General features: G+C 67.6%; 15 protein-coding genes, 4 tRNA genes and 2 pseudogenes. 16 read left to right on the top strand and 5 right to left on the bottom strand.

The genetic code is table 11. The features are described from left to right. Nucleotides 1-40: 40 nt before the first annotated feature. The gene (locus GH2_RS09740) at nt 41-2,059 is read right to left on the bottom strand and encodes an NAD(+) synthase (RefSeq protein WP_066167306.1); all 2,019 of its coding nucleotides are present in this window, start codon (nt 2,057-2,059) and stop codon (nt 41-43) included. A gap of 100 nt (nt 2,060-2,159) precedes the next feature. Here GH2_RS09740 and GH2_RS09745 point away from each other — a divergent pair, with 100 nt between their 5' ends. The 3 genes and pseudogenes from GH2_RS09745 to GH2_RS22275 form a co-directional block, all read left to right on the top strand. Further along, nucleotides 2,160-2,699: a copper resistance CopC family protein gene (locus tag GH2_RS09745; RefSeq protein ID WP_066166699.1), complete on the top strand. Its 540-nt coding sequence runs from the start codon at nt 2,160-2,162 to the stop codon at nt 2,697-2,699. 9 nt (nt 2,700-2,708) lie between these two features. Further along, a complete protein-coding gene (locus GH2_RS09750) occupies nt 2,709-3,620 on the top strand; it encodes a CopD family protein (RefSeq protein ID WP_066166702.1) in 912 nt (303 codons plus the stop codon). Nucleotides 3,621-3,629: 9 nt separating this feature from the next. Continuing rightward, a pseudogene (locus GH2_RS22275) lies at nt 3,630-4,550 on the top strand (type IV toxin-antitoxin system AbiEi family antitoxin); the annotation flags it as partial. Nucleotides 4,551-4,645: 95 nt separating this feature from the next. On the opposite strand, the gene GH2_RS09760 reads toward GH2_RS22275, so the two are convergent. After that, a complete protein-coding gene (locus tag GH2_RS09760; RefSeq protein ID WP_066166708.1) occupies nt 4,646-5,548 on the bottom strand; it encodes an alpha/beta fold hydrolase in 903 nt (300 codons plus the stop codon). 111 nt (nt 5,549-5,659) lie between these two features. On the opposite strand from GH2_RS09760, the gene GH2_RS09765 reads away from it, so the two are divergent. After that, nucleotides 5,660-6,550 (top strand): alpha/beta fold hydrolase, encoded by an 891-nt coding sequence (locus tag GH2_RS09765; RefSeq protein WP_372434522.1) that lies wholly within the window; start codon nt 5,660-5,662, stop codon nt 6,548-6,550. Between the two features lie 3 nt (nt 6,551-6,553). Here GH2_RS09765 and GH2_RS09770 read toward each other — a convergent pair whose 3' ends face one another. Next, nucleotides 6,554-9,601 carry an MMPL family transporter gene (locus GH2_RS09770; RefSeq protein ID WP_066166715.1) on the bottom strand — a complete coding sequence of 1,016 codons (3,048 nt, stop codon included), beginning with the start codon at nt 9,599-9,601 and terminating at the stop codon, nt 6,554-6,556. Nucleotides 9,602-9,780: 179 nt separating this feature from the next. Between GH2_RS09770 and GH2_RS09775 the strand changes: the two genes are divergently transcribed. After that, nucleotides 9,781-9,853 (top strand) — tRNA-Lys (locus GH2_RS09775). Nucleotides 9,854-9,904: 51 nt separating this feature from the next. Here the strand turns inward: GH2_RS09775 and GH2_RS09780 are convergent. After that, nucleotides 9,905-10,795, bottom strand: coding sequence for a LysR family transcriptional regulator (locus GH2_RS09780; RefSeq protein ID WP_066166718.1), 891 nt, complete (start codon nt 10,793-10,795; stop codon nt 9,905-9,907). A gap of 152 nt (nt 10,796-10,947) precedes the next feature. Here GH2_RS09780 and mmsB point away from each other — a divergent pair. The 11 genes and pseudogenes from mmsB to GH2_RS09835 all read left to right on the top strand — a co-directional run. Further along, nucleotides 10,948-11,850, top strand: a pseudogene (mmsB, locus tag GH2_RS09785) (3-hydroxyisobutyrate dehydrogenase); the annotation flags it as partial. 26 nt (nt 11,851-11,876) lie between these two features. After that, nucleotides 11,877-13,232: an MFS transporter gene (locus tag GH2_RS09790; RefSeq protein ID WP_066167309.1), complete on the top strand. Its 1,356-nt coding sequence runs from the start codon at nt 11,877-11,879 to the stop codon at nt 13,230-13,232. A 51-nt stretch (nt 13,233-13,283) separates the two neighbouring features. Continuing rightward, nucleotides 13,284-14,759, top strand: coding sequence for a CoA-acylating methylmalonate-semialdehyde dehydrogenase (locus tag GH2_RS09795; protein WP_066166724.1), 1,476 nt, complete (start codon nt 13,284-13,286; stop codon nt 14,757-14,759). 84 nt (nt 14,760-14,843) lie between these two features. Beyond that, nucleotides 14,844-15,938, top strand: coding sequence for a hypothetical protein (locus GH2_RS09800; RefSeq protein ID WP_157086055.1), 1,095 nt, complete (start codon nt 14,844-14,846; stop codon nt 15,936-15,938). After that, on the top strand, nt 15,935-16,738 hold the full coding sequence (locus GH2_RS09805) for a hypothetical protein (RefSeq protein ID WP_066166732.1): 804 nt from the start codon (nt 15,935-15,937) through the stop codon (nt 16,736-16,738). The genes GH2_RS09800 and GH2_RS09805 overlap by 4 nt, the downstream gene beginning before the upstream one ends. Further along, nucleotides 16,735-17,229, top strand: coding sequence for a hypothetical protein (locus tag GH2_RS09810; RefSeq protein ID WP_066166735.1), 495 nt, complete (start codon nt 16,735-16,737; stop codon nt 17,227-17,229). The genes GH2_RS09805 and GH2_RS09810 overlap by 4 nt, the downstream gene beginning before the upstream one ends. Nucleotides 17,230-17,242: 13 nt before the next feature. Further along, nucleotides 17,243-18,898: an asparagine synthetase B family protein gene (locus GH2_RS09815; RefSeq protein ID WP_066166738.1), complete on the top strand. Its 1,656-nt coding sequence runs from the start codon at nt 17,243-17,245 to the stop codon at nt 18,896-18,898. Beyond that, a complete protein-coding gene (locus tag GH2_RS09820) occupies nt 18,895-19,689 on the top strand; it encodes a hypothetical protein (protein ID WP_239588762.1) in 795 nt (264 codons plus the stop codon). Before GH2_RS09815 ends, GH2_RS09820 begins: the two co-directional genes overlap by 4 nt. Nucleotides 19,690-19,755: 66 nt before the next feature. Next, a tRNA-Glu gene (locus GH2_RS09825) sits at nt 19,756-19,828 on the top strand. Nucleotides 19,829-19,874: 46 nt separating this feature from the next. Beyond that, nucleotides 19,875-19,948 (top strand) — tRNA-Asp (locus GH2_RS09830). A gap of 30 nt (nt 19,949-19,978) precedes the next feature. Next, nucleotides 19,979-20,052: transfer RNA gene (locus GH2_RS09835), tRNA-Phe, on the top strand. Between the two features lie 83 nt (nt 20,053-20,135). On the opposite strand, the gene GH2_RS09840 is transcribed toward GH2_RS09835, so the two are convergent. Continuing rightward, nucleotides 20,136-20,513 carry a hypothetical protein gene (locus tag GH2_RS09840; RefSeq protein ID WP_066166741.1) on the bottom strand — a complete coding sequence of 126 codons (378 nt, stop codon included), beginning with the start codon at nt 20,511-20,513 and terminating at the stop codon, nt 20,136-20,138. Between the last annotated feature and the right edge of the window lie 27 nt (nt 20,514-20,540).

Genomic DNA, 20,540 nt, shown 5'->3' on the forward strand with positions numbered 1-20,540 from the left:
GCGAAGCGAGGAAGCGCATCGAGATCGCCGTACGCTGGGCCTACTCCGGGTGCAGCTCCCGGAGCCACGCCGACGACGAGGCGTCGGACGGGGAACGCCAGTCGCCCCGCGGTGAGAGGGACGCCGAGCCGATCTTCGGTCCGTTGGGCATCGCGGTGCGTTTGAACTGCTGGGACATGAAGCGCTTCAGGAAGACGGTGAGCCACTTGTCGATGGTCGCGTCGTCGTACTCGTGACGTTCGGCGTCGCTCATCATGTCCGACCACGCACCCCGGGTCCGATCGCCCCACGCCTGCTGCGCCAAGTACGCGATCTTGCTGGGGCGGTGACCGAAGCGGGTCAGGTAGTACAGGAAGAAGTCGTGCAGCTCGTACGGGCCGACGGTGTCCTCGGTGCTCTGGATGTTGCCGTCGGCGTCGGCGGGCACCAGCTCGGGGGAGATGACGTCGTCGAGGATCTCCCGCAGCGTCGCACTGGTCTCCGGCGGGTAGTGCGCGGTGGTGATCTTCCAGCGGATCAGATGCTGGATCAGCGATTTCGGGACGCTGCCGTTCACGTTGTAGTGCGACATCTGGTCGCCGACCCCGTACGTGCACCAGCCGAGCGCCAACTCGGAGAGGTCGCCGGTGCCGAGCACGATCCCGCCCAGGTGGTTCGCGAGGCGGAACAGGTGCGACGTCCGCTCGCCGGCCTGCACGTTCTCGAAGGTCACGTCGTAGACGGGCTCGCCGTCGGCGAACGGATGTCCCAGGTCGGCGAGCATCTGCAGGCACGACGGCCGGATGTCGAGCTCGTTGCCGGTGACGCCGAGCGAGTCCATCAGAACGTGGCTGCGGGCGAGGGTGGCGTCACCGGTCGCGAAACCGGGCATCGTGTACGCGTGAATGTTGGTGCGGGGCAGCCCTATCGCGTCGAACGCCTGAACCGCGACGAGCAGCGCGAGGGTGGAGTCGAGGCCGCCGGAGACGCCGAGGACGATCTTGTCGATGCCGGTGGACCGCAGTCGCTGCGCCAGACCCTGCACCTGGATGTCGAGGACCTCGCGGCACCGGTCGTCTCGGTCGGCGGCGTCGGTGGGGACGAACGGGAAGCGGGCCACCGAGCGTCGCAATCCGTCGGTCTCTTCCGGCACACCCAGCGTGAACGACACGCGGCGCAGGGCGCGGGCTCGGTCGGCGAAGTCGCCGACCTGGTCGCGGAGACTGATCATGCGTGCGCGTTCCTGCCGGAGACGGTCGAGGTCGACCTCGCTCACGATGAGTTGCGGCTCCATCGAGAAACCCTCGGTCCGTGCGAGCAGGGTGCCGTTCTCGGCGATCAGGGCGTCGCCGTCCCACGCCAGGTCGGTTGTCGACTCCCCGAAACCCGCCGACACGTACAACTGTGCGGCGATGCAGCGTGCCGAATGACCGGTCACCAGCGATCGGCGGTACGCCTGTTTGCCGACGGTCACCGGGCTGCCGGACAGGTTCAGCAACACGGTGGCCCCGGCGAACGACGCCCAGGTGCTCGGCGGGATCGCGACCCAGCCGTCCTCACAGACTTCCGCGTGAATGCGCAGGCCGGGCAGGTCGTCGGCCTCGAAGATCAGATCCGCGCCGAACGGCACCCGTTGGCCGGCGACGACGACGGTGTCGCGGACGGCGTCACGGGCGGCGGCGAAGTAGCGCTGCTCGTAGAACTCGCGGTAGTTCGGCACGTACGATTTCGGCGCCACCCCGAGGACCCGCCCGCCGTGAATGAGGATCGCGCAGTTGAACAGCGCATCGTCGATCCGCAACGGCGCACCGACGGCGACGACCGGCGTCAGCTCGGCGGTCGCCGCGACGACGGACCTGAGCGCGGCGTCGACCTCGTCGAGCAGGGCGTCCTGCTGGATCAGGTCGTCGACGCTGTAACCGCACAGGCCCAGTTCCGGAAAAGCGACGACGGCGACCGCGTCGCGATCCGCGCGCCGAATCAATTCGATGGTGCGCGACGCGTTCTGCCGAGGATCGGCGAGGGCGACCTGCGGGACGGCGGCTGCGAGACGGGCGAAGCCGTGTGAGTAGAGCGACACCACATCAGGTTAATGGTTGGGTCCATGCCACGATGGAGGAGAGTCGGCGCGGTGCCGACCGTCGCCCATTGTGCATCGTCAAAGGTCAGGGGTTCTGAGCATGTCCAGGTACGTCGTCCGATCCTCATTGGTTGCCGCAGTCGTCGCCGTCGTCGCGCTGATGGCTGGGCTGTTCACGGGAACGGCGTCGGCGCATTCGGCGCTCATCGGTTCGAGTCCCGAACAGGGCGCGAAGATCGCGACCGCCCCGGACAAGGTCACGCTCACCTTCAACGAGGACCTGAAGTCCGCGTACGCGACGCTGAAGGTGGTCGGACCGGACGGGAACTTCTGGCAGGTCGGCGAACCGACGGTCTCCGGCACGGAGATCTCGGTGCCGCTCGACGGACTGGGGCCGGTCGGCCAGTACGTCGCCAACTACCGCGTCACCTCGGCTGACGGCCACCCGGTGCAGGGCCAGGTGAGCTTCGAACTGACCCAGGCGGGCGACGGCCGGCCCGGTGCGGCAGCCGATGACTCGACGCAGTCCGAGTCGGACGATCACGGCGTCAAGGCCTGGCAGTTCATCGTCGGTGGCGTGGTCGTGGTCCTGCTGATCGCCGGCGTCTTGGCGTTGACCATCGCCCGACGCCGCAACTGACCTCCTCGCATGGCCGGTCCGTCCGACGTCGCGCGCCTGCGTGTCCGGCTGCTGTGCGCCGCCGCACTGCTCGCCGCGGTCGGCGTCGGCGTGGGCGAATTCCTCGCCCGGCCGGAGCCGTCGTCGTGGGCGGGCGTCGCGGTCCTGGTCGCCCTCTGCTTATTGCTGGGACTCGGCGCGTTGCCGTTGATCGGCACCGTGCCGGCGGCGGGGTGGATCGCGGTCGCCGCAGGTGTGTGGGGTGCGGCCAGCCTTGTCGGGGTGTGGTTGCAGGTCGCCGAGCGCAGCGGGCAATCGGTCCTCGAGGTGGGCCTCGGCGATCTGGTCGACGGAATCGAGACGGGACTCCCGGTCGTCGTCGGGGTGCTGGGATCGCTGGCAGTCCTCGCGTGGTGTTTCGCCGCGATGCGCGGTGATCCGCCGGTGCTGATCGTCGCGGTCGTGGCGGCGCTCGGGGTGCTGGCGGTGTCGGTGACCGGGCATGGGACCGAATCGGTCTGGATTCCTGTGGTCCTCGGCGTGCATGCGCTGTGTGCGGCGTGGTGGGCGGGCACGATCGGTGCACTGATCGTGACCGTGCGCGGCAAACGTGGTTGGGCGGCGACGCTGCCGGAGTTCTCGCGCCGGGCTCTGCCCGCGGTGGCGGCGTTGACCGTGACGGGGGTCGTGGCAGCCGTCGCGCAGATCGGGGTCGGGCCCCAACTGTGGGAGACCGGCTACGGCAGACTCCTTCTCGCGAAGGCGGTGTTGCTGGCTGTGCTGCTGGGACTCGCCGCGCGGCACCGGCGGTCGTGGGTGCCGCGTGCGGCACGCCACGGAGCCTCCGAGCGCGAGTCGATCCTGCGTGCGGGCACCGAACTGCTGGTGTTGACCGTGGTGCTGGGGCTCGCCGCCGGATTGGCGACGACCGGGACGGTCTGACCGCGAACGATGGCGCAGTTGTGCCGATCACAGCGGCTCAACTCAGCCTTTTCTCGGCGTGTCGTGGAACCGAACTCGGTGCCGCTGCGTCCAATTCACGTGAGAAGCATCAGAACGGGCGTTGATCGCCCCGAATTGGCCATCGCACAGCATCTGGCAGATCACAACGGGGTGATCGCGCGGGCAACCGCACTTGAGTTGGGCTTGTCGCGTCATCAGATTCAAGGTCGCATCGCTTCGGGTCTGTGGACCTCCGAGGCCCGGAGCACCTACTTGTCGGCGGAGCACCGCCTCACCGAAGCGGCACGGGTCCGGATCGCGGTGCAGGGGTTCGGCGGGATCGCAGATCGTTCGACCGCGGCCTGGTGGCACGGGCTGATCGAGGAACTGCCGAGCCCGGTGACAGTCTCCGTGCCGCGCTCGGCTGGGACCCGCCTAGACTGCGGATTCGCCGTCGAGGCCAAGCGTCGGACTTTCCCGGCAGAGGACCTGACAGTCGTCCGGGGATTGCCGGTGACCGATCTGCCGCTCACCGTCCTGTCGGCGGCATCGGAGCTTGAGGACGGGATCGCGATCATGGACCGCGCTCTGCAACAGCGCCGGGTTCACCTGACAGATCTGCGGCGCTGCCTGGATCGGAATGCTGGTTCGTTCGGGATGCGGCGGGCGCGGATGCTGCTTGAGGCCGCGGAGGATCCGTCGGAGTCGGTCGCAGAACGCAAGTTCGTGACGCTGTTGCGTGACCACCGGATCGACGGTTGGACGCAGCAGGTGCCGTTCTGCGGATATCGCTTGGACTTCGCATGGATCGAGGAACGGATCGGGGTGGAGATCCACGGCTGGAAGTTCCACAAGAACCACGATCGGTGGGACGGTGATCAGCGTAAGGCCAACCAGCTGGCGTTGATGGGGTGGCTTCCGCTCGCGTTCAGCTTCGCACGCCTCACCGACGAGCCCGATGCCTGCATCCATGAGCTGGCCGAGGCGATTGAACTACGCCGGCGATGTGACCGGAGAACACAAGGCTATTCCCAGGCGGCGAGGAGGACGTCCAGCATCTCGACGCTGTGTCCGAGGCCGCTGATGTGGCTCTGGCCGGGCATGGCGTGGAGTTCTGCGTGGGGCAGGAGCTTCACCATGTGCTCGCCGTGCGCGAACGGGATGATGTTATCGGCATCGCCATGCCACCAGTGCACGACGGCGTTCACATCGCCGATGCGGAAGCCCCAGTCGCGGACGAACAACTGCAGGTCGGCGAACGGCGCTTCCATTCGTCTGCTGCCGCCGTGGAGAAGGTCGTCGAGGAACATCGCCCGGAATTCGGGGCGCGAGAGCAACTCGCGATCGGCCTCGGGCGAGAGCCTGCCGTAGATGCTGATGGCCGGGTCGGCGATGGGGCGCGCGAACCCGAGCGCGGTGCTGAGCGCCGAACCGATTGGATGCCCGGCCACGTTGAGAAGCGGCACCGCGAACCGTGCGATGTCGACGAGACCGCCGCGGATCGCATCGGGCCCGTTGACCGGCGCCACTCCACCGACGATGCCGGTCGAGACGATCCGGTCGGGCAGGAAGTGCGAGACCGCGAGAGAGTAGGGTCCACCGCCCGACAGACCGATCACGGAGAACCGGTCGACGCCGAGCGTGTTGAGAACCGTCTGAAAATCGATCGTGAAGTCGGCGATCGACTCGTACTTGTGCGCGGTCGACGAACCGACTCCGGGGCGATCGAGGCCGATCAGCCGGAATCCGCGGGTCTCGGCGTACTCGCGGGCCTCGGGCGGGATCTGTCTGCGCGCGCCGGGCGTGCCGTGCAGCCAGATGACGACGGGGCCTCCGGGGGTGCCGAACTCGGAGAATCCGATGCGTCGGCGTCGTTTGTCGCCGACCGCGATGGAGCCTTCGAGCTTGGGACGATCAATCGGAATCACGTGGCGGAGTATGTCAGATCGGGACGTCGATGACGAGATGAAACATCGGATCTGTCTAAGAGAAGTCTGTGAGCAGGCGCTTCCACATCTATCCCGATGTATTTTGGTGGAGTGTCAGCCTTGAGTTCTCGTTTCGCGACCCTGCGCCGCGGCATCGGTCATGCCGTGCGCCCCTACCCGGTGGCTGGGCTCCCGACCGGCTGCCGTCTGGATCTGCCAGGACGAGGACAGACGTTCATCACCGACTCGGGAAAGGCCGACGGTCCGGTCGTCTTCCTTCTCCACTCGGTCAGCACCACGGGCTTGTTGTGCTGGTATCCGGTGATCCCGTTGCTCGAACGGGACTTCCGGGTCATCACGATGGATCACCGTCTGCATGGTCGCGGCATCACCTCCGACACCTTCACGCTTGACGAGTGCGCCGACGACGTCGTCGCGGTGGCCGACGCGCTGGGGATCGACTCGTTCATCGCTGCGGGGTTCTCGATGGGCGGCGGTATCGCGCAGCTGGCGTGGCAGCGGCACGCCGACCGCGTGTCCGGACTGGTCCTGTGTTCCACCGGGCCGTACTTCTCGAGCATCGAACCGGACCGCCTGCTGTTGGAGCAGCGGATCGCCCGAGCGCTGACCGTCGTCGACAAGGTGTTGCCGTCGCCGTCGGACCGTGTTCTCGACAATTCGTCGTCGCACCCCGTGAAGTGGGGACTGGCGCAGATGGCGTCGACCCCGCTCGGCCTGCAGGGAGTGTTCGCCGAGGCGATGGCGAACTTCGACTCTCGGGACTGGCTCGGCGACATCACCGCGCCGACCGCCGTCGTGGTGTCGACGCACGACAAGATCGTTCAGCCCGAGCGGCAGCAACTCCTGGTCGACGGTATTCCGGGAGCGGAGCGCTTCGACGTCGCCGGCGGGCACGCGTGCTGTGTGGTCGGCGCGGAGAAGTTCATTCCTGAATTCACCGCCGCCGTTCGTTCAGTGAGCCGCACTGCGCTTGCGATCTGACGATCAGGCAGCTCTGGCCGGCCACCACATCCGGTCGCCGAGCACGGTGATCGTCGCCGGGACGAGCACCGACCGGACGACGAGGACGTCCACCAGCAATCCGAGTCCGATCGTGAAACCGATCTGCACCAGATTGAACGTGGTGCCCGCCATGAGCGCGAACATCGTGATCGCGAAGACCATCCCCGCGGTGGTGATGACGCCGCCGGTGCTTCCGAATCCCCGGATCACGCCGGACGCGAGGCCGCGGCCCGCGGACTCCTCTCGAATGCGGGATGCGAACAGCATGCTGTAGTCGGCGCCGACGGCGATCAGCGCCATGCCCGCGACCGGGGCGACGGACCAGTCGAGCGGGATGCCGATCAGGTGCTGCCAGACCAGGGTGCTGATGCCGAGAACCGCGGCGAACGACAGCAAGACGGTTCCGACCAGGACGAGCGGTGCGACGATGCTGCGCAGCAGGACCATCAGCACCACCGAGACGGCGATGATCGCCGCCAGGCCGAACAGCACCAGATCCCGGAGCAGTTGGTCGTTCATGTCGGCGGACAGCGACGCCAGACCGGTGTTGGAGACCTGCGCATCTGCGAGACCGGTGCCGACGAGGGCAGCCTGTGCGGCGGGTGCGAGCTCACGGCTGGCGGCCAGTGCCTCGGCGCTGTACGGGTTGATCTTCCACGTCACCATCATTCGCGCCGTGTGTCCGTTCGGCGAGATGAGCAGCTTGCCGCCCTCCACCATGCGTGGATTGCTCATCGCCTCGGGCGGCAGATAGAAGCCGCGGCCGGGGCCGGCGGAGGTGGCTGCGCTCATGTCGCCGAGGTAGTCGGTCGCCTGCTTGAGCCCGGCGTGCAGCCGATCGGTGAGGTCGGTGATCTGGGCCGTGCCGTCCTTGACCTGGTGTAGGCCGTCCGCGAGCTGGTCGATGCCGGTTGCGAGTTGATCGACGCCGCCCCGCAGCCGGTGCAGATCGCTGCGGATCTGATCGGTGGTGCGGCCGTCGAGTTGGGACAGCAGTCCCTGGAGCTCCTCGAGCAGTCCGCGGAGGGCGACGGTGGATCGGGTCGCACGATCGGCGGCCTCGCCGGGGATCGCCGCCGCGGTCCGCAGGCGTGTCAGGGTGCGCCGGGCGTCGCCGCCGGTGGCCCGATCGAGGTGATCGAACGCGGCGCGTGCCGCGGCACATCGTGGGTCTGCAGTGCACTCGGCGGAGTCGCGGCGAGTCAACAGTGGGCCGAACGTGCGGTCGAAGGCGTCGATCGCCGGCTGCACGGCGGATGCCGCGGAACGGAGATCCGCGGCGATCGGTCCGACGGTGTCGAGACTGCGACGCAGCGCGTTCGTCGCCTGTGCCAGATCGGTACGACCGCCGGTCGCTGCGTCGACGAACCGCTGCGCGGCGTCCAGTGAGTCCAGGACGCCGGTCGCCATGGTCACCACCTGGTCGGTGCCGGCGACGAGTTCGGGCATGCGGGCGGCGGCGTGGTCGGCGCCGTCGGAGAGCTGCTCGACGCCGGTCGCGAGCCGCACCAGATCCGGTCGAGCGGTGCGCACCTGTTCGGCGGCTCCGTCGAGTTCGTGGCCGACCCGACCGGGCACGTATCCGGCTGCGGACTCGGCCAGCGGCGTTCCATCGGGCCGGGTGATGGACCGGACCGTGGCGACGTCGTCGATCCGTGCGACGGCGTCGGCGGCGAGTTCCAGAGCCGCCAGATCCGCCGTGTTCCGCAAGTCGTGGTCGGCACGGACGATCAGGTATTCGGTGGCGATGGCGTTGACGCCGTAGTGGTCGTAGACCTCGTCGTAGCCGCGGGTGGATTCGTTGGCGTACACGAACATCGATGATTCGTCCCAGTTCGTCTGATGGCCGAGCAACAGGCCGGCGCAGCCGATGAGGAAGACCAGCGAAGCCGTGGCGTACACGCCGGCGCGGCGCATGATGGTGGCCCCGCGACGGCGCCAGCGCCGCTCGGTCGACGGACCGGGCTCGGCGAGGCGGTGGCGACCCATGATCGACAACAGCGCGGGCGGCAGGGTCAGAGCGAGCAGCAGGACCACCAGGACAGCGATGGCGGTCGGCGGGCCTGCAGTGCGGAACATGCCGATTTTGGTGAAGATCATCGAGCCCGACGCGACGGCGATCGTCAGCGCCGAAGCGATCAGAATCGGAGCGGTACGACCGCTCGCGGCCGCGACCGCGTCGCCGACGGGCAGGTTCCGCCTGCGGCCCTCGTGGTACGACGCGAGAGTGAAGATTGCATAGTCGGTGACGGCACCGAGGACCAGGGCGGTCATGATCGCGATGGTGAAGTTGGAGATCGAGATCCACCCGTGTTGGCCCAGAAACGACACGATGGGCCGCACCACCGCGAGACCGAGAGCGAGGGTGACGAGGGGGACGGCCGCTGTCGAGATCTTGCGATAGACGGCGAAGACGATGATCGAGATCAGCAGGATCGAGACACCGGTGATGATGAGCAGGGAGAAGTCGATGGCGGAGAACAGGTCGGCGAGGGTGGCGGTGGGACCGGTGTAGAACGTCTGCAGGCCGCTCGGCGGGTCGGCGGCGTCGATCTGAGTGCGAATTCCCTGCGCGGCGTGGTGGGCGCGCGTGGATCCGACCGACCCCTCGGCGGCAACGAGCAGGTGAACCGCTTTGCCGTCCGGGCTGACGGCGGACTCCCGAGTGACCGGTTTGCCATAGAAGTCGATGAGGTACGCGACGTCGTCGCTCGTGGTGAGCCGGTCGACGAGTCGGCCGTAGTAGGCCTCGTCCTGCGCATCGAATCCGTTCTCGTCGACCAGTACAACGCTGCTGACGGCGTTCGACGGCGGCACTCCGAAGTCGTCGGCCATCTGCTCCAAGTGCTGGTTGGCGGCGAGGGACGACGGGAGGAAGTCTGCGGAGGTCTTCGAGACGGTGACCTCGAGCTGGGGGATTGCGATGTTCAGTCCCGCGGCGAGGACGATCCAGAAGCCGAGAATCCACCATGCGTGCTGATGGGCGCAGCGTCCGACCCCGATGAATGCCCGGCTGGTTCCGTGAGCCATGCGGTCCTCCTGTCGCGCCGCGGAAGCTCCGCAGACAAGTGACTGTAACCATAAGTCACATGTAAAGATCGACCTATGGTGACGGTCGTCACGATGTGCTGCGACGGGTTTTGCGGAGGCTGTGCAGCGCGGCCGATGCGGTTCGGTAGACTCACCTGACGTCGCATCGCGCGGCGTATGCCCCTATAGCTCAGTTGGTAGAGCTACGGACTTTTAATCCGCAGGTCGCAGGTTCGAGCCCTGCTGGGGGCACAGTGAAAGGCCAGGCCGGAATCGCTTTCGGACTGGCGTTCTCATCATCTGCTATTCGGGCAGCAACTCCGACTGTTTCTCGGCGATCATCTCGCGGATGGCCTGCATCACGACCTGGGTCGCGGGGCGGCGGAGTCGGCGCGGGGCCAGGCTTGCGGTGAACTCGGGCGTGGTGGCGACCTCCGACCACAGCACGCGGCGCAGGGTCGGCTCGGGGTCCGCGAGGAAGGCGGGCAGCAGGCCGATGCCGCCGCCGGCGAGCGTTGCCGTGAGTTGGGCCTGCACGCTGGTGGAGCCGATCTGGATGCGATGGTCCAGTCGGGTCAGGATGACGTCCAGATCTTCCACGCGCAGAAGCGATTCCACGTAGTAGATGAGGGAGTGATCGGCGAGATCGTCGATGGTCTTCGGCTCGCCGTGGAACTCCAGATAGTCCTGCGTGGCATACAACCCCATGCGGTAGTTGCTCAACTTCTCGGCGCCGGGACGGCTGACGACCGGTTCGCCGACGCCGATCTCGATGTCCCAGCCCGCGCTGTAGGCCGTCAGCCGGGTGCTGGTCACCAGCTCCACTGTCAGGTTGCGATTCATGCTGTGCAGCTCTGCAAGCAAGGGCGCAATGTACTGACTGCCGAACGCATGCGTCGACGAGACCCGCACCAGACCGGACAGCGCCTGCGCCGAGTCGGGGGATCGACTGATCTCGTTGACGCGCCGCATCGCCGATTCGATCTGCTCGCACGACTCGAGGAGGCTCGTGCCCAACTCGGTGAGTTCGCAGCCCTGAACACGTCGGACGATGACGGAGCCGTGCAGTTCGGCCTCGAGGGCCGAGATTCGCCGCGAGACCGTCGCGTGGTTGATGTCCAAGGCGGACGCCGCGCCGGTGAGGGATCCGCAACGGGCGATCTCCAGCAGAATCACCAGATCGTCTGCCCGCATGCCGGTATCCCTGTCTACGTAGTGAACTCGTCGAACGGTGCGATTATGCACAATGACCTTACCGAACTGAGTGTTTTTTCCATGAGGAAAGTCATCCAAAGTAGTGGGAACGCCGAACGCCACAGCGAACGGCAGTCGAAGTACAGGAGGATGACATGAGAGTCGGCTGGATCGGGCTCGGCGCAATGGGTGCGCCGATGGCCAGAAACGTCGCGGCGGCAGGATTCGACCTGGTGGCCTACGACCTCGCAGACGCTGCGCGCGCTGCCGCCGGCGTCCCGGTCGCGGACTCGGCCGCCGACGCCGCCGCCGACGTCGACGTCCTGATCACGATGCTGCCCAAGGGCGAGCACGTGATCACGGCGCTCACCGAGAGCGGCGCGCTGGCCGCCACGGCGCCGACGGCCCTCGTCATCGACGCCTCGACGATCGCCGTCGACGACGCGCAGCGCGCCGCCGAACTGGTGCAGGCCGTCGGCCGTCGATTCATCGACGCCCCGGTCTCGGGCGGCGTAACGGGTGCGCAGAACGGCACCCTGACCTTCATGACCGGCGGCGCTGCCGGCGACCTGGAGACCGCGCAGCCGCTGCTGAACGCAATGGGTTCGCGCACCTTCCACGTGGGCCCGATCGGCGCGGGGCAGGCTGCCAAACTGCTGAACAACCTCATGCTCGCCGTCAACATGGCGGGCACGTGCGAGGCCGCGGTGCTGGCAGGCAAGCTCGGCGTGGACCCCGAGACTCTCATTGACATCGCTCGCGTGTCGACCGGCGACAGCTGGACACTGCGGAACTACTACCCGGTGGCCGACGTGGTGTCGACCGCACCGTCGAACAGCGACTTCCGGAACGGATTCGCCGCATCGCTGATGCGGAAGGACCTCGGGCTGGCGCTCGACGCCGCCGAGCGCGCGGGCGTGCAGCTCCCGGCCGTCGCGCAGGTGGCCGGCGGGCTCGACCGGATCATCGAGGCCGGCGACGGCGCCCTGGACTTCTCCGCCATGGTCCGTCTGCTCGACGAGCCCGCCACCGTCACCGCAGGCGGTGCCCGATGAGCGCCACGACGATCGGCTCGTCCGACATGAACACCCCGCAGCCGGAAGCGCCGAAGGGACTGCCCGCCGGGTTTCGCCGCGTGGTCGCCGCGTCGATGGCGGGCACCGTCGCCGAATGGTACGAGTTCTTCCTCTACGGCATCGCCGCCGCGCTGGTGTTCGGCGACGTGTTCTTCCACAGCTCCGGAAACAAGCTCGACGGCGTCCTGGCCGCCCTGCTGACCTACGCGATCGGCTTCGTCGCGCGTCCGGTCGGCGGCATCATCTTCGGTCACTACGGTGACAAGTTCGGCCGGAAGCGTCTCCTGCAGATCTCGCTGCTGATGATCGGCGGGTCGACGTTCCTCATCGGCGCGATCCCGAGCTATGCGGCCATCGGCATGGCCGCACCGATCCTCCTGGTCCTGATGCGCTTTATTCAGGGCGTCGCGATCGGCGGCGAATGGGGCGGAGCAGTGCTCCTGGTGGCCGAGCAGAGCCCGGACAACCGACGCGGATTCTGGGCGAGCTTCCCGCAGTTCGGCGCGCCCGTCGGCAACATCCTGGCCACCGTCGTCCTGTTGGTGCTGTCCGCCACCATGCCTGAGTCGTCGTTCCTCTCCTGGGGCTGGCGCATCGGCTTCTTCCTGTCCGCCGTCATCGTGTTGATCGGCTGGTTCATCCGGACCCGGGTGGAGGAGTCGCCCATCTATCGCGACGCGGTCAAGGAGACCCCGCAGGCGGAGAACGTCTGGTCGGCCGTCGTGCGGGTCTGCAAGGCTCGGCCGCGCGAGGTGATCACCGCGATGGGCCTGCGCGTCATCGAGAACATCCACTACTACATGATCGCCACGTTCTTCCTGACTTACTTGAGCGTGCAACTCGACATCGACACCGCGCACATCCTGCTCTACATGCTGGCGGCGCACGCGGTTCACGCCGTGACCATCCTGTTCTTCGGCTGGCTCTCCGACGTCGTCGGCCGCAAGGCGGTCTACTTCGCCGGTGTGTTGATGGCGACGGTGTACGGGTTCATCGCGTTCCCGCTCCTGGACACCCGCAGCGACGCGCTGATCCTCACCGCGATCACCATCGGATTCATCGTCCACGCCGTGATGTACGCACCGCAGCCGGCCATCATGTCCGAGATGTTCCCGACCCACATGCGCTACATCGGCGTCTCGATGGGCGCCCAGGTGACGGCGATCTTCGCCGGGTCGCTCGCTCCCGTCATCGCGACGTGGCTGCTGCGCAAGTACGACAGCTGGATGCCGATCGCCGTCTACATCGCCGCCGCGGGCGTCATCTCGCTCGTCGCCACCTACTTCATGCGGGAGACGCGGGGCACAGCGCTCTCGGATGTGGACGCCGAGCATCGAGCCCTCGACCGCACCAACCACTGACTCTCACGATCTTGCGGCCCCGCCGCACCCCGGAAATCGAAAGGACGCATCATGCGCACCATCACCCATTGGATCAACGGCGCCGCCGTTGCCGGCGACCAGTCGATCGACGTCGTCAACCCGGCGACCGACCGTGCCGTCGCCACCGTGTCGATGGCCGACACCGCGACCGTCGAGACGGCGATCGCCTCCGGTCTGAAGGCGTTCGACGCCTGGGCGGCCACGCCGCAGTCGCGTCGGGCCCACGTGCTCTTCCGCGCCCGTCAGCTCCTGCTCGACAACCGCGATGAGCTCGCAGCCATGATCTCGGAGGAACACGGCAAGACGCTCGACGACGCCGCAGGCGAGATCACGCGCGCCGTCGACTCCATCGAGTTGGCGTGCGGTGGGCCGGCATTGGCTGCGGGGTCCACGTCGCTGCAGAGCGGACCGAACATCGACACCAAGTCGGTGCTGCACCCGCTCGGCGTCTGTGTCGGCATCACGCCGTTCAACTTCCCCGCGATGATGGGCCTGATGATGCTGTCGGTCGCCCTGTCGGCGGGCAACAGCTTCGTGTGGAAGCCCAGCGAGCAGGACCCCGGCGTGAGCGTCCGCATCGCCGAGCTGTTCCGCGAGGCCGGACTGCCGGACGGCGTGCTGAACGTCGTTCACGGCGGCGTCGAGGTCTCGCAGCAGCTGATCGATTCGCCGGACACCGAGGCCGTCTCGTTCGTCGGTTCCAGTGATGTGGCGCAGGCCATCTACTCGCGCGCCGCTGATGCGGGCAAGCGAGTCCAGGCTTTCGGTGGCGCCAAGAACCACATGATCGTCATGCCCGACGCCGATCTCGACGTCACCGCCGATCAGCTGACCGCCGCGGCGTTCGGCGCTGCCGGGCAGCGGTGCATGGCGATCTCCGTCGCCGTGGTCGTTGGACCGTCCGCCGAGCCGCTCCTGGAGAAGCTCACCGGCCGCGCCGAGGCCGTCGTCCTCGGATCAGGTCAGACCGCGGGTGTCGAAGTGGGTCCCGTCGTGAGCCGTCGCTCGCAGGAGCGCGTCCAGCAGGTGATCCGCGACTCGATCGCCGCCGGCGCCCGCGCCGTCGTCGACCGGTCGGCCGAGACGGTCGCCGGATTCGAGGAGGGCTACTTCGTCGGCCCGACCATCCTCGCCGACGTCGACGCGACCTCGCCCGCCTACACCGAAGAACTGTTCGCCCCGGTGCTCGTGGTCCTGCGGGTCGACACCCTCGACGAAGCACTGGAACTGATTCGCACCCACCGGTACGGCAACGGCGCGTCGATCTTCACCCAGAACGGTGCCGCCGCCAACGAGTTCGAGCGCCGCGTCTCCGCGGGCATGGTCGGCGTCAACGTCGCGATCCCGGTTCCGGTCGCCGCCTATGCGGTCCAGGGCTGGAAGGCGTCGGCGTTCGGCGACACCGGTCTGAACAACGCGTCGTGGAGTTTCTACACCCGGCCCAAGTACGTCACCTCCCGGTGGGAGAGTGTCGGCGGCCAGGACTTCGGCTTCAACCCGAACTGATCCGCACATCACCTGGAGCGCGCCCGGAGTCATCCGGGTGCGCTCCAAGTGCGTATCCGGCGCGTGTCGTACATCCTTTCTATAGTGGTCCAAACAGACGACGAGGCGGGGGTACGTGTCGCCGGAAGGGAGATCGCGATGATCTGCCCGCACTGCAATCAGATGATTCTTCGCCGTGAACGCGTGGACTCGAAGTGCGCGAAATGCGGTCGGGTGTTCGCGCTCGAACCCAAAGAACTGCCGATCGCACTGCACGACGTCCGGGTGCGCAAACTCGCGGAGAAGCTCCGCGGTCCCGAAGGGTACGTGTACACCTACACCCAGATGCGGTATGCGGCCGTCCGGAACCGGATCGAGACCAGCCTCGAATCCGATTGGCGGATCACGTTCATCGTCACCGCCGGCGTCATCGTGTTCATCACCTTCGTCCCGACGCTGCCGTTGACGATCGGCCTGGGCGGGGCCTTCGGATTGTCCGCCGGCTCCGCGGTCGCCTGGGTGCTCGGCACCGGGTTCACCCTCGCCGTGCTGAGCATGATCGTCAACTGGTTGCGGAAGCCGGGCATGGTCAGAAACCATCGCATCGTCGTCGGGATGTCCGACGAGGAGTTCGCCGCACGCATCGGCGCTCGTTGGCGGGCCGTCTACAGAGCGGACCTTCCCGGCGGTGTGAACGAGCGAACCGCCGCGCTCGTGCAGTCTCCGACGCCCAGAGCGGCCGTGCTGTGCGCTGACCGCAGCGTCTTGGTGTGCCTGTCGTGGAACGCGATCGCGCAGAGCCGCGAGTTGATGTTCGCGGCGCAGCCACAGGAGATTCCGCCGCAGATCCCGGTGCTGGTGATCCACGATGCGAGCCCGCTCGGGCTGCGGCAGTGGGACGAAGCGCGCCGCGTGTTCGGCGCACGGGCCGTGGACGTCGGGCTGAGCGCACGCACCGCGCTCGACGGCGAGCGGTTCATCTGGTTGCGCGAACCGCAGCTGTCGGACGAGGCGGAAGCCGCCCTGCCGTCGTACCTCACCGACGACGAGCGACGCTGGCTCGCGACGGGCTGGTGGTCGCCGGTCGCGGCGATCCCACCCGGCCGACTGATCACCACGGTCGACCGGGCGATCGGCGACCTGGACCCGGTGACGGCTGCCGCGCGCCGGACCGGCTTCCTCACCTGGCCTGCGGCATGATCGGCGCGCTGCTGCGGCGAGCGGCCGCCCGAGCGAGCGCGCCGACCGACCTCGCCTTCACCCGGCGTCAGCTCTATTACGAGACCTGTCGTCTGCTCCTCCCCGTCCATCTGCTGCCGCGTCCGCTGGCGTTCACCGTCCCGCCGGTGCTGCCGTACCGGTGGTTCACGGCGGCGCTGCGTCGCGCAGGCGACCTCGACCGGATGCTGCCGGAGCCCGATCAGGCCGCGACGGCTCCCGGTGCGATGACCGCAGAACCGGACCTGTTCGATTACGCGCTGCCACGACTGCTGATCTGTCAGTCGCCCGCCGTCGCGGCCATGCTGCGCGCCAACGGGACTCCGATGGAGTCGGCGTGCCCGGTGCTGAGTCTGCACGACCTTCCGCTGCATGATGGACTGGTACGGATGCTTGCCCAGACTGCCGTCGACGGCGCCGAGGGCGCGACGATTTACGTGCTGCACGACGATTCGCCCGAAGGATGGGCACTCCCGGGCCGACTCGAATCGCTCACCGATCTGCCCGACACGGTGACGGTGACGCCAATCGGGCTGCGGCGCAGCCAGACGGCCCCGCTGCACCTTCCTCGTCGCGGACCTCGGCGGAGCGCCCCGGTCGACGTGGAAGCAGTTCCGCCGGCCATGCTTTTGCGTAGCGTCCACCGACTGGTCCGCGGCGTGCATCGCCGCCCCGAGCCGATCATCGATCTGCGTGCCGCGCGATCGGCTGGATTCCTCACCTGGCCGCACCCGAGAACCGCTGCCGAACGGCCGCCCGCCACTGCCAGGAGCACCCGATGAACCCCACGCCCCGCGAAGTGACCTACACCGACGAACTGCTCGCCGACGGCACCGTCTACCGGCGGTACGCGGACGGTCGCCAGGAATGGCGGACCCGTACCGCGGACGGACGGGTGGAGTGGCGGGACGAACACGGTCGTCACGGCGTCGACGAGCCGCTCGGCCCCAAACTGGTCAAACGGACCGACGACGAGGGCTACTTCTTCTACGGCCGGGAGAACGGTTTCGGCCGCACGCTCTGGAGCGACGGACGGCTCACCGTCAACCGATCGAAGATCGGTGGCCGCCTGGGGATGGCCGTCGCGGGGCTCGCGGGCGCAGCCATCCTCGGTCCGTTGATCGTGCCGCCCGACGCGATGTCGTTCGCCGACGAGGAGGCGCTGCGGGCCATGGGCACCGGGAACAGCGGTGGTGACGGCGGCGGTGGTGACGGTGGCTACTCGCCCTGGGACGACGGCGACGGCGGCTTCGACGGCGGCGACTTCGGCTGATCGGGACACGAGAATGACGAGATTCCTGGTCTCTCAGGGCGAGCCGACGCTGGTCGACGGGCCGGGCGTGGCGACCGGCCCGGTCCGGGCAGGGCGACTGCGCGCGATCGGCGAGGCGACGGTGTTCAACGGGGATGCACTGCGCCGCACCCTCCGCACCGCCGTCGACCCGCCGTCGACCGACCTCGACCTTGTGCTGCGCCTCTACGCCGACCGCGGGCTCCGCGGCATCGCCGACATCGAAGGCATGTTCGCGGTCGCGATTGTCGACGGGGACGATCTGGTGGTGCTCCGCGACCACGTCGGCTCGCGGACGCTGTTCTACACGCGGACCGCGGACGGCTGGGCGGCGTCGTCGTCGCTGCGAGCGCTGACCCGACTCACCGGCTGCGACACTGGGCTGAACCTGCGGGCCGTGCAGTCGTTCCTGACGTTCGCCTACCTCCCCGGCGCGGAGACGTTCTTCCGGGGGATCGCCGAAGCCCTGCCGGGGCGATCGCTCCGCCTGCACGCGGACGGCCGGACCTCGCCGGAGAGCTTCTGGGAACCGGTCGAGGTCGACGACCCCGGCGAGCCGCGGCATCACGCTGCGCAACTCCGCGAGCGTCTGGAACAGGCCGTCGTCCGCCGTCTGCCTGCGAGCGAACCCGTCGGTGTCCTGCTGTCCGGCGGCGTCGACTCCAGCCTCGTCGCCGCGCTCGCCACCAAACTGCACGACCATCCGGTCACGTCGTACTCCATCGCCTTCGACACCGACACCCCCAACGAACTGGGCTACTCCGGGATGGTGGCGGCGCACTGCCACATCGACCAGCAGGTCCTCACCGTGACCGGCACCGCGATCGCCGACCGCATGGCGGAGACCGTGGCACTGTTGGACTGCCCGGTCGGTGATCCGCTCACCGTGCCGAACCTGATGCTCGCCGAAGCCGCCGCGGCGCAGGGACACTCGGTGATCCTCAACGGCGAGGGCGGCGACCCGGTGTTCGGCGGACCCAAGAACCTGCCGATGCTGATCTTCGAACTCTTCCGGACCGACCCGTCCCCGCAGGCCCGTGCCACCGCGTACCTGGACAGCTACCGGAAGTGTCTCGACGACCTCCCGACCCTGCTGACCGCGGACGCGCTCGCCGGCCTCGAGACGACGACCCCGACCATCGACGTGCTGCTCCCGTACCTGCAGCAGGGGCAGATGCGGAGTCTGCTGAACCAACTCCTGCATGTGAATCTGCGCACCAAGGGGGCGCACCACATCCTGACCAAGGTGGAGCGCCTCACGGCCGCCAGCGGCGTAGAAGGTCGTGCCCCGCTCTTCGACCGCGACGTCGTCGACTACGCCTTCCGGATCCCACCGCAACAGAAGTTCCGCGGCACCAGCGAGAAGTGGATCCTCAAAGAGGCGGTCCGCGACCTGCTGCCGGCGACCATCGTCGACCGACCGAAGAGTGGCATGCGGGTACCCGTCCAGCAGTGGCTCGACGGTCCGCTCAGCGAGCTCACGAACGACGTCCTCGGTAGCCGTGCCGCCGTCGACCGCGCTCTGCTGCGGCCCGAGACCGTGCGCGCCTGGCTGCGCAAGGACGGCGCACTGCTGCCGCGTCACGGCGGAAAGCTGTGGCTGGTCCTGACATTGGAGTTGTGGTTGCAATCGTTCGAGGTAGGCAGATGAGAGCAGGGGAGTACACGTCGGTGGAGCAGACGGCGGCGGAGCAACATGCGGCGATGAAGGTGAACGCCGACGACCAGAACGAGGTCGTCGACCTCGAGGGGTTCGTCGACGCGGGCCGCAACGTGGTGACGCCGGTCCTGCAGCTGGAACCCGACGTCGCGCTCGCCGTCGTCACGGCGTTCGCGGCGATCGTCACACGCGGAAAGCAGAGCGCGGCGGCGACGGCACCGGATCGGGACGGCATCACCCGGTCGCAGGTGTTCGAAGAAGGCGACGTCTACATGATCGAGCGCCCCTTCGACGGCTTCTTCGCCGACCGCTACCTGATGGACTTCTACGACGTCACCGACCGCGACCTGTGCTCGCGCATGCATCTGCACACCGGACTGCGGATGGTCCGGATGATGACCGGGCCCGACACCCGCATCCGCGTCAGCAGTCTGGCGCCCATCGACGTGGTCGAGGTCCCCGGCGTCACCGACTTCGGTCTCGACTCCTTCGTCGACGACCTGCCTGATGTCCCCGACGGAGGCCGACGCGATCGCTTCAACGTGATCGTCCCGCCGTGCTCGTTCGTCGACTTGCAGGTGCCGCGCGGCGTGAGTCATCAGTTCAACGCGATCGGACCGCATGCCGTCATCGACTCCGTTCACCCTGAGGAATCCATCGAAGTCTTCCGCGAGCAGATGTCCGGTTACGCGATGATGGCGCAGACGGTGTTTCTGGCTGACGAGCAGAGCACGGCGCAGTCCTGCGAGATCGTGGACCAGATGCCGGAAAATATGCGATGACCTGCCGATTTGTGTTCTTGTGCGCTGGTGACATAGAGTTTGTCTCGCTCCCAACGAGGAACACCGGCCCCCTTCGTCTAGCGGCCTAGGACGCCGCCCTTTCAAGGCGGTAGCGCGGGTTCGAATCCCGTAGGGGGTACGCAATGAGGATCTGCTAAGGTTCCTCACGGCACAAAATAGAATATGGCCCTGTGGCGCAGTTGGTTAGCGCGCCGCCCTGTCACGGCGGAGGTCGCGGGTTCGAGTCCCGTCAGGGTCGCTTTGGTTTCGGTGTTGTACCGGTACCTTCGGCCAGGTAGCTCAGTTGGTACGAGCGTCCGCCTGAAAAGCGGAAGGTCGCCGGTTCGATCCCGGCCCTGGCCACCGAGAGAAACCCCCAGGAAACTGGGGGTTTTCTGGTCTTTGGGGTCGGTGCTGGTCAACCCGTGATGGCGGGGAGACCCTCCCTACTCGAGATCCATCCAGGTGTCGCGAAGCAGGTAGTAGTCGAGGTTGGCGAGGATGAGCTCCATCGGAGCGTCGGGTCGCTGGCCGCGGGTGTTGTGGATCGTGTCGACCGCGTCGGAGGCGTGGCAGAACGTCACGAGGCCTTCCGCAACGACGTACGGCGGCATGATCTCGACCAGCTTCTCGAGGTCGACGTCGACTGGGCCGTCGAGCACACAGATCGGATCGTCGACGGCTCGCGCATTTTCGGCGGCAGTGAAGACGGTGTACGCCTCGTCCTCGATGCGTCCGGTCGACAGGATCGTGAGCAGGCGGCTCAGGGGCATCGGACTGTGACCCGCTTCGTCCTCGGCGGGCTGTGGGGCGTTCGCGGGCATCGCTGTCCCTGCTTTCTTTCGGCCGTG

Source organism: Gordonia hydrophobica NBRC 16057 (assembly GCF_001592365.1).
Classification (GTDB): domain Bacteria; phylum Actinomycetota; class Actinomycetes; order Mycobacteriales; family Mycobacteriaceae; genus Gordonia; species Gordonia hydrophobica.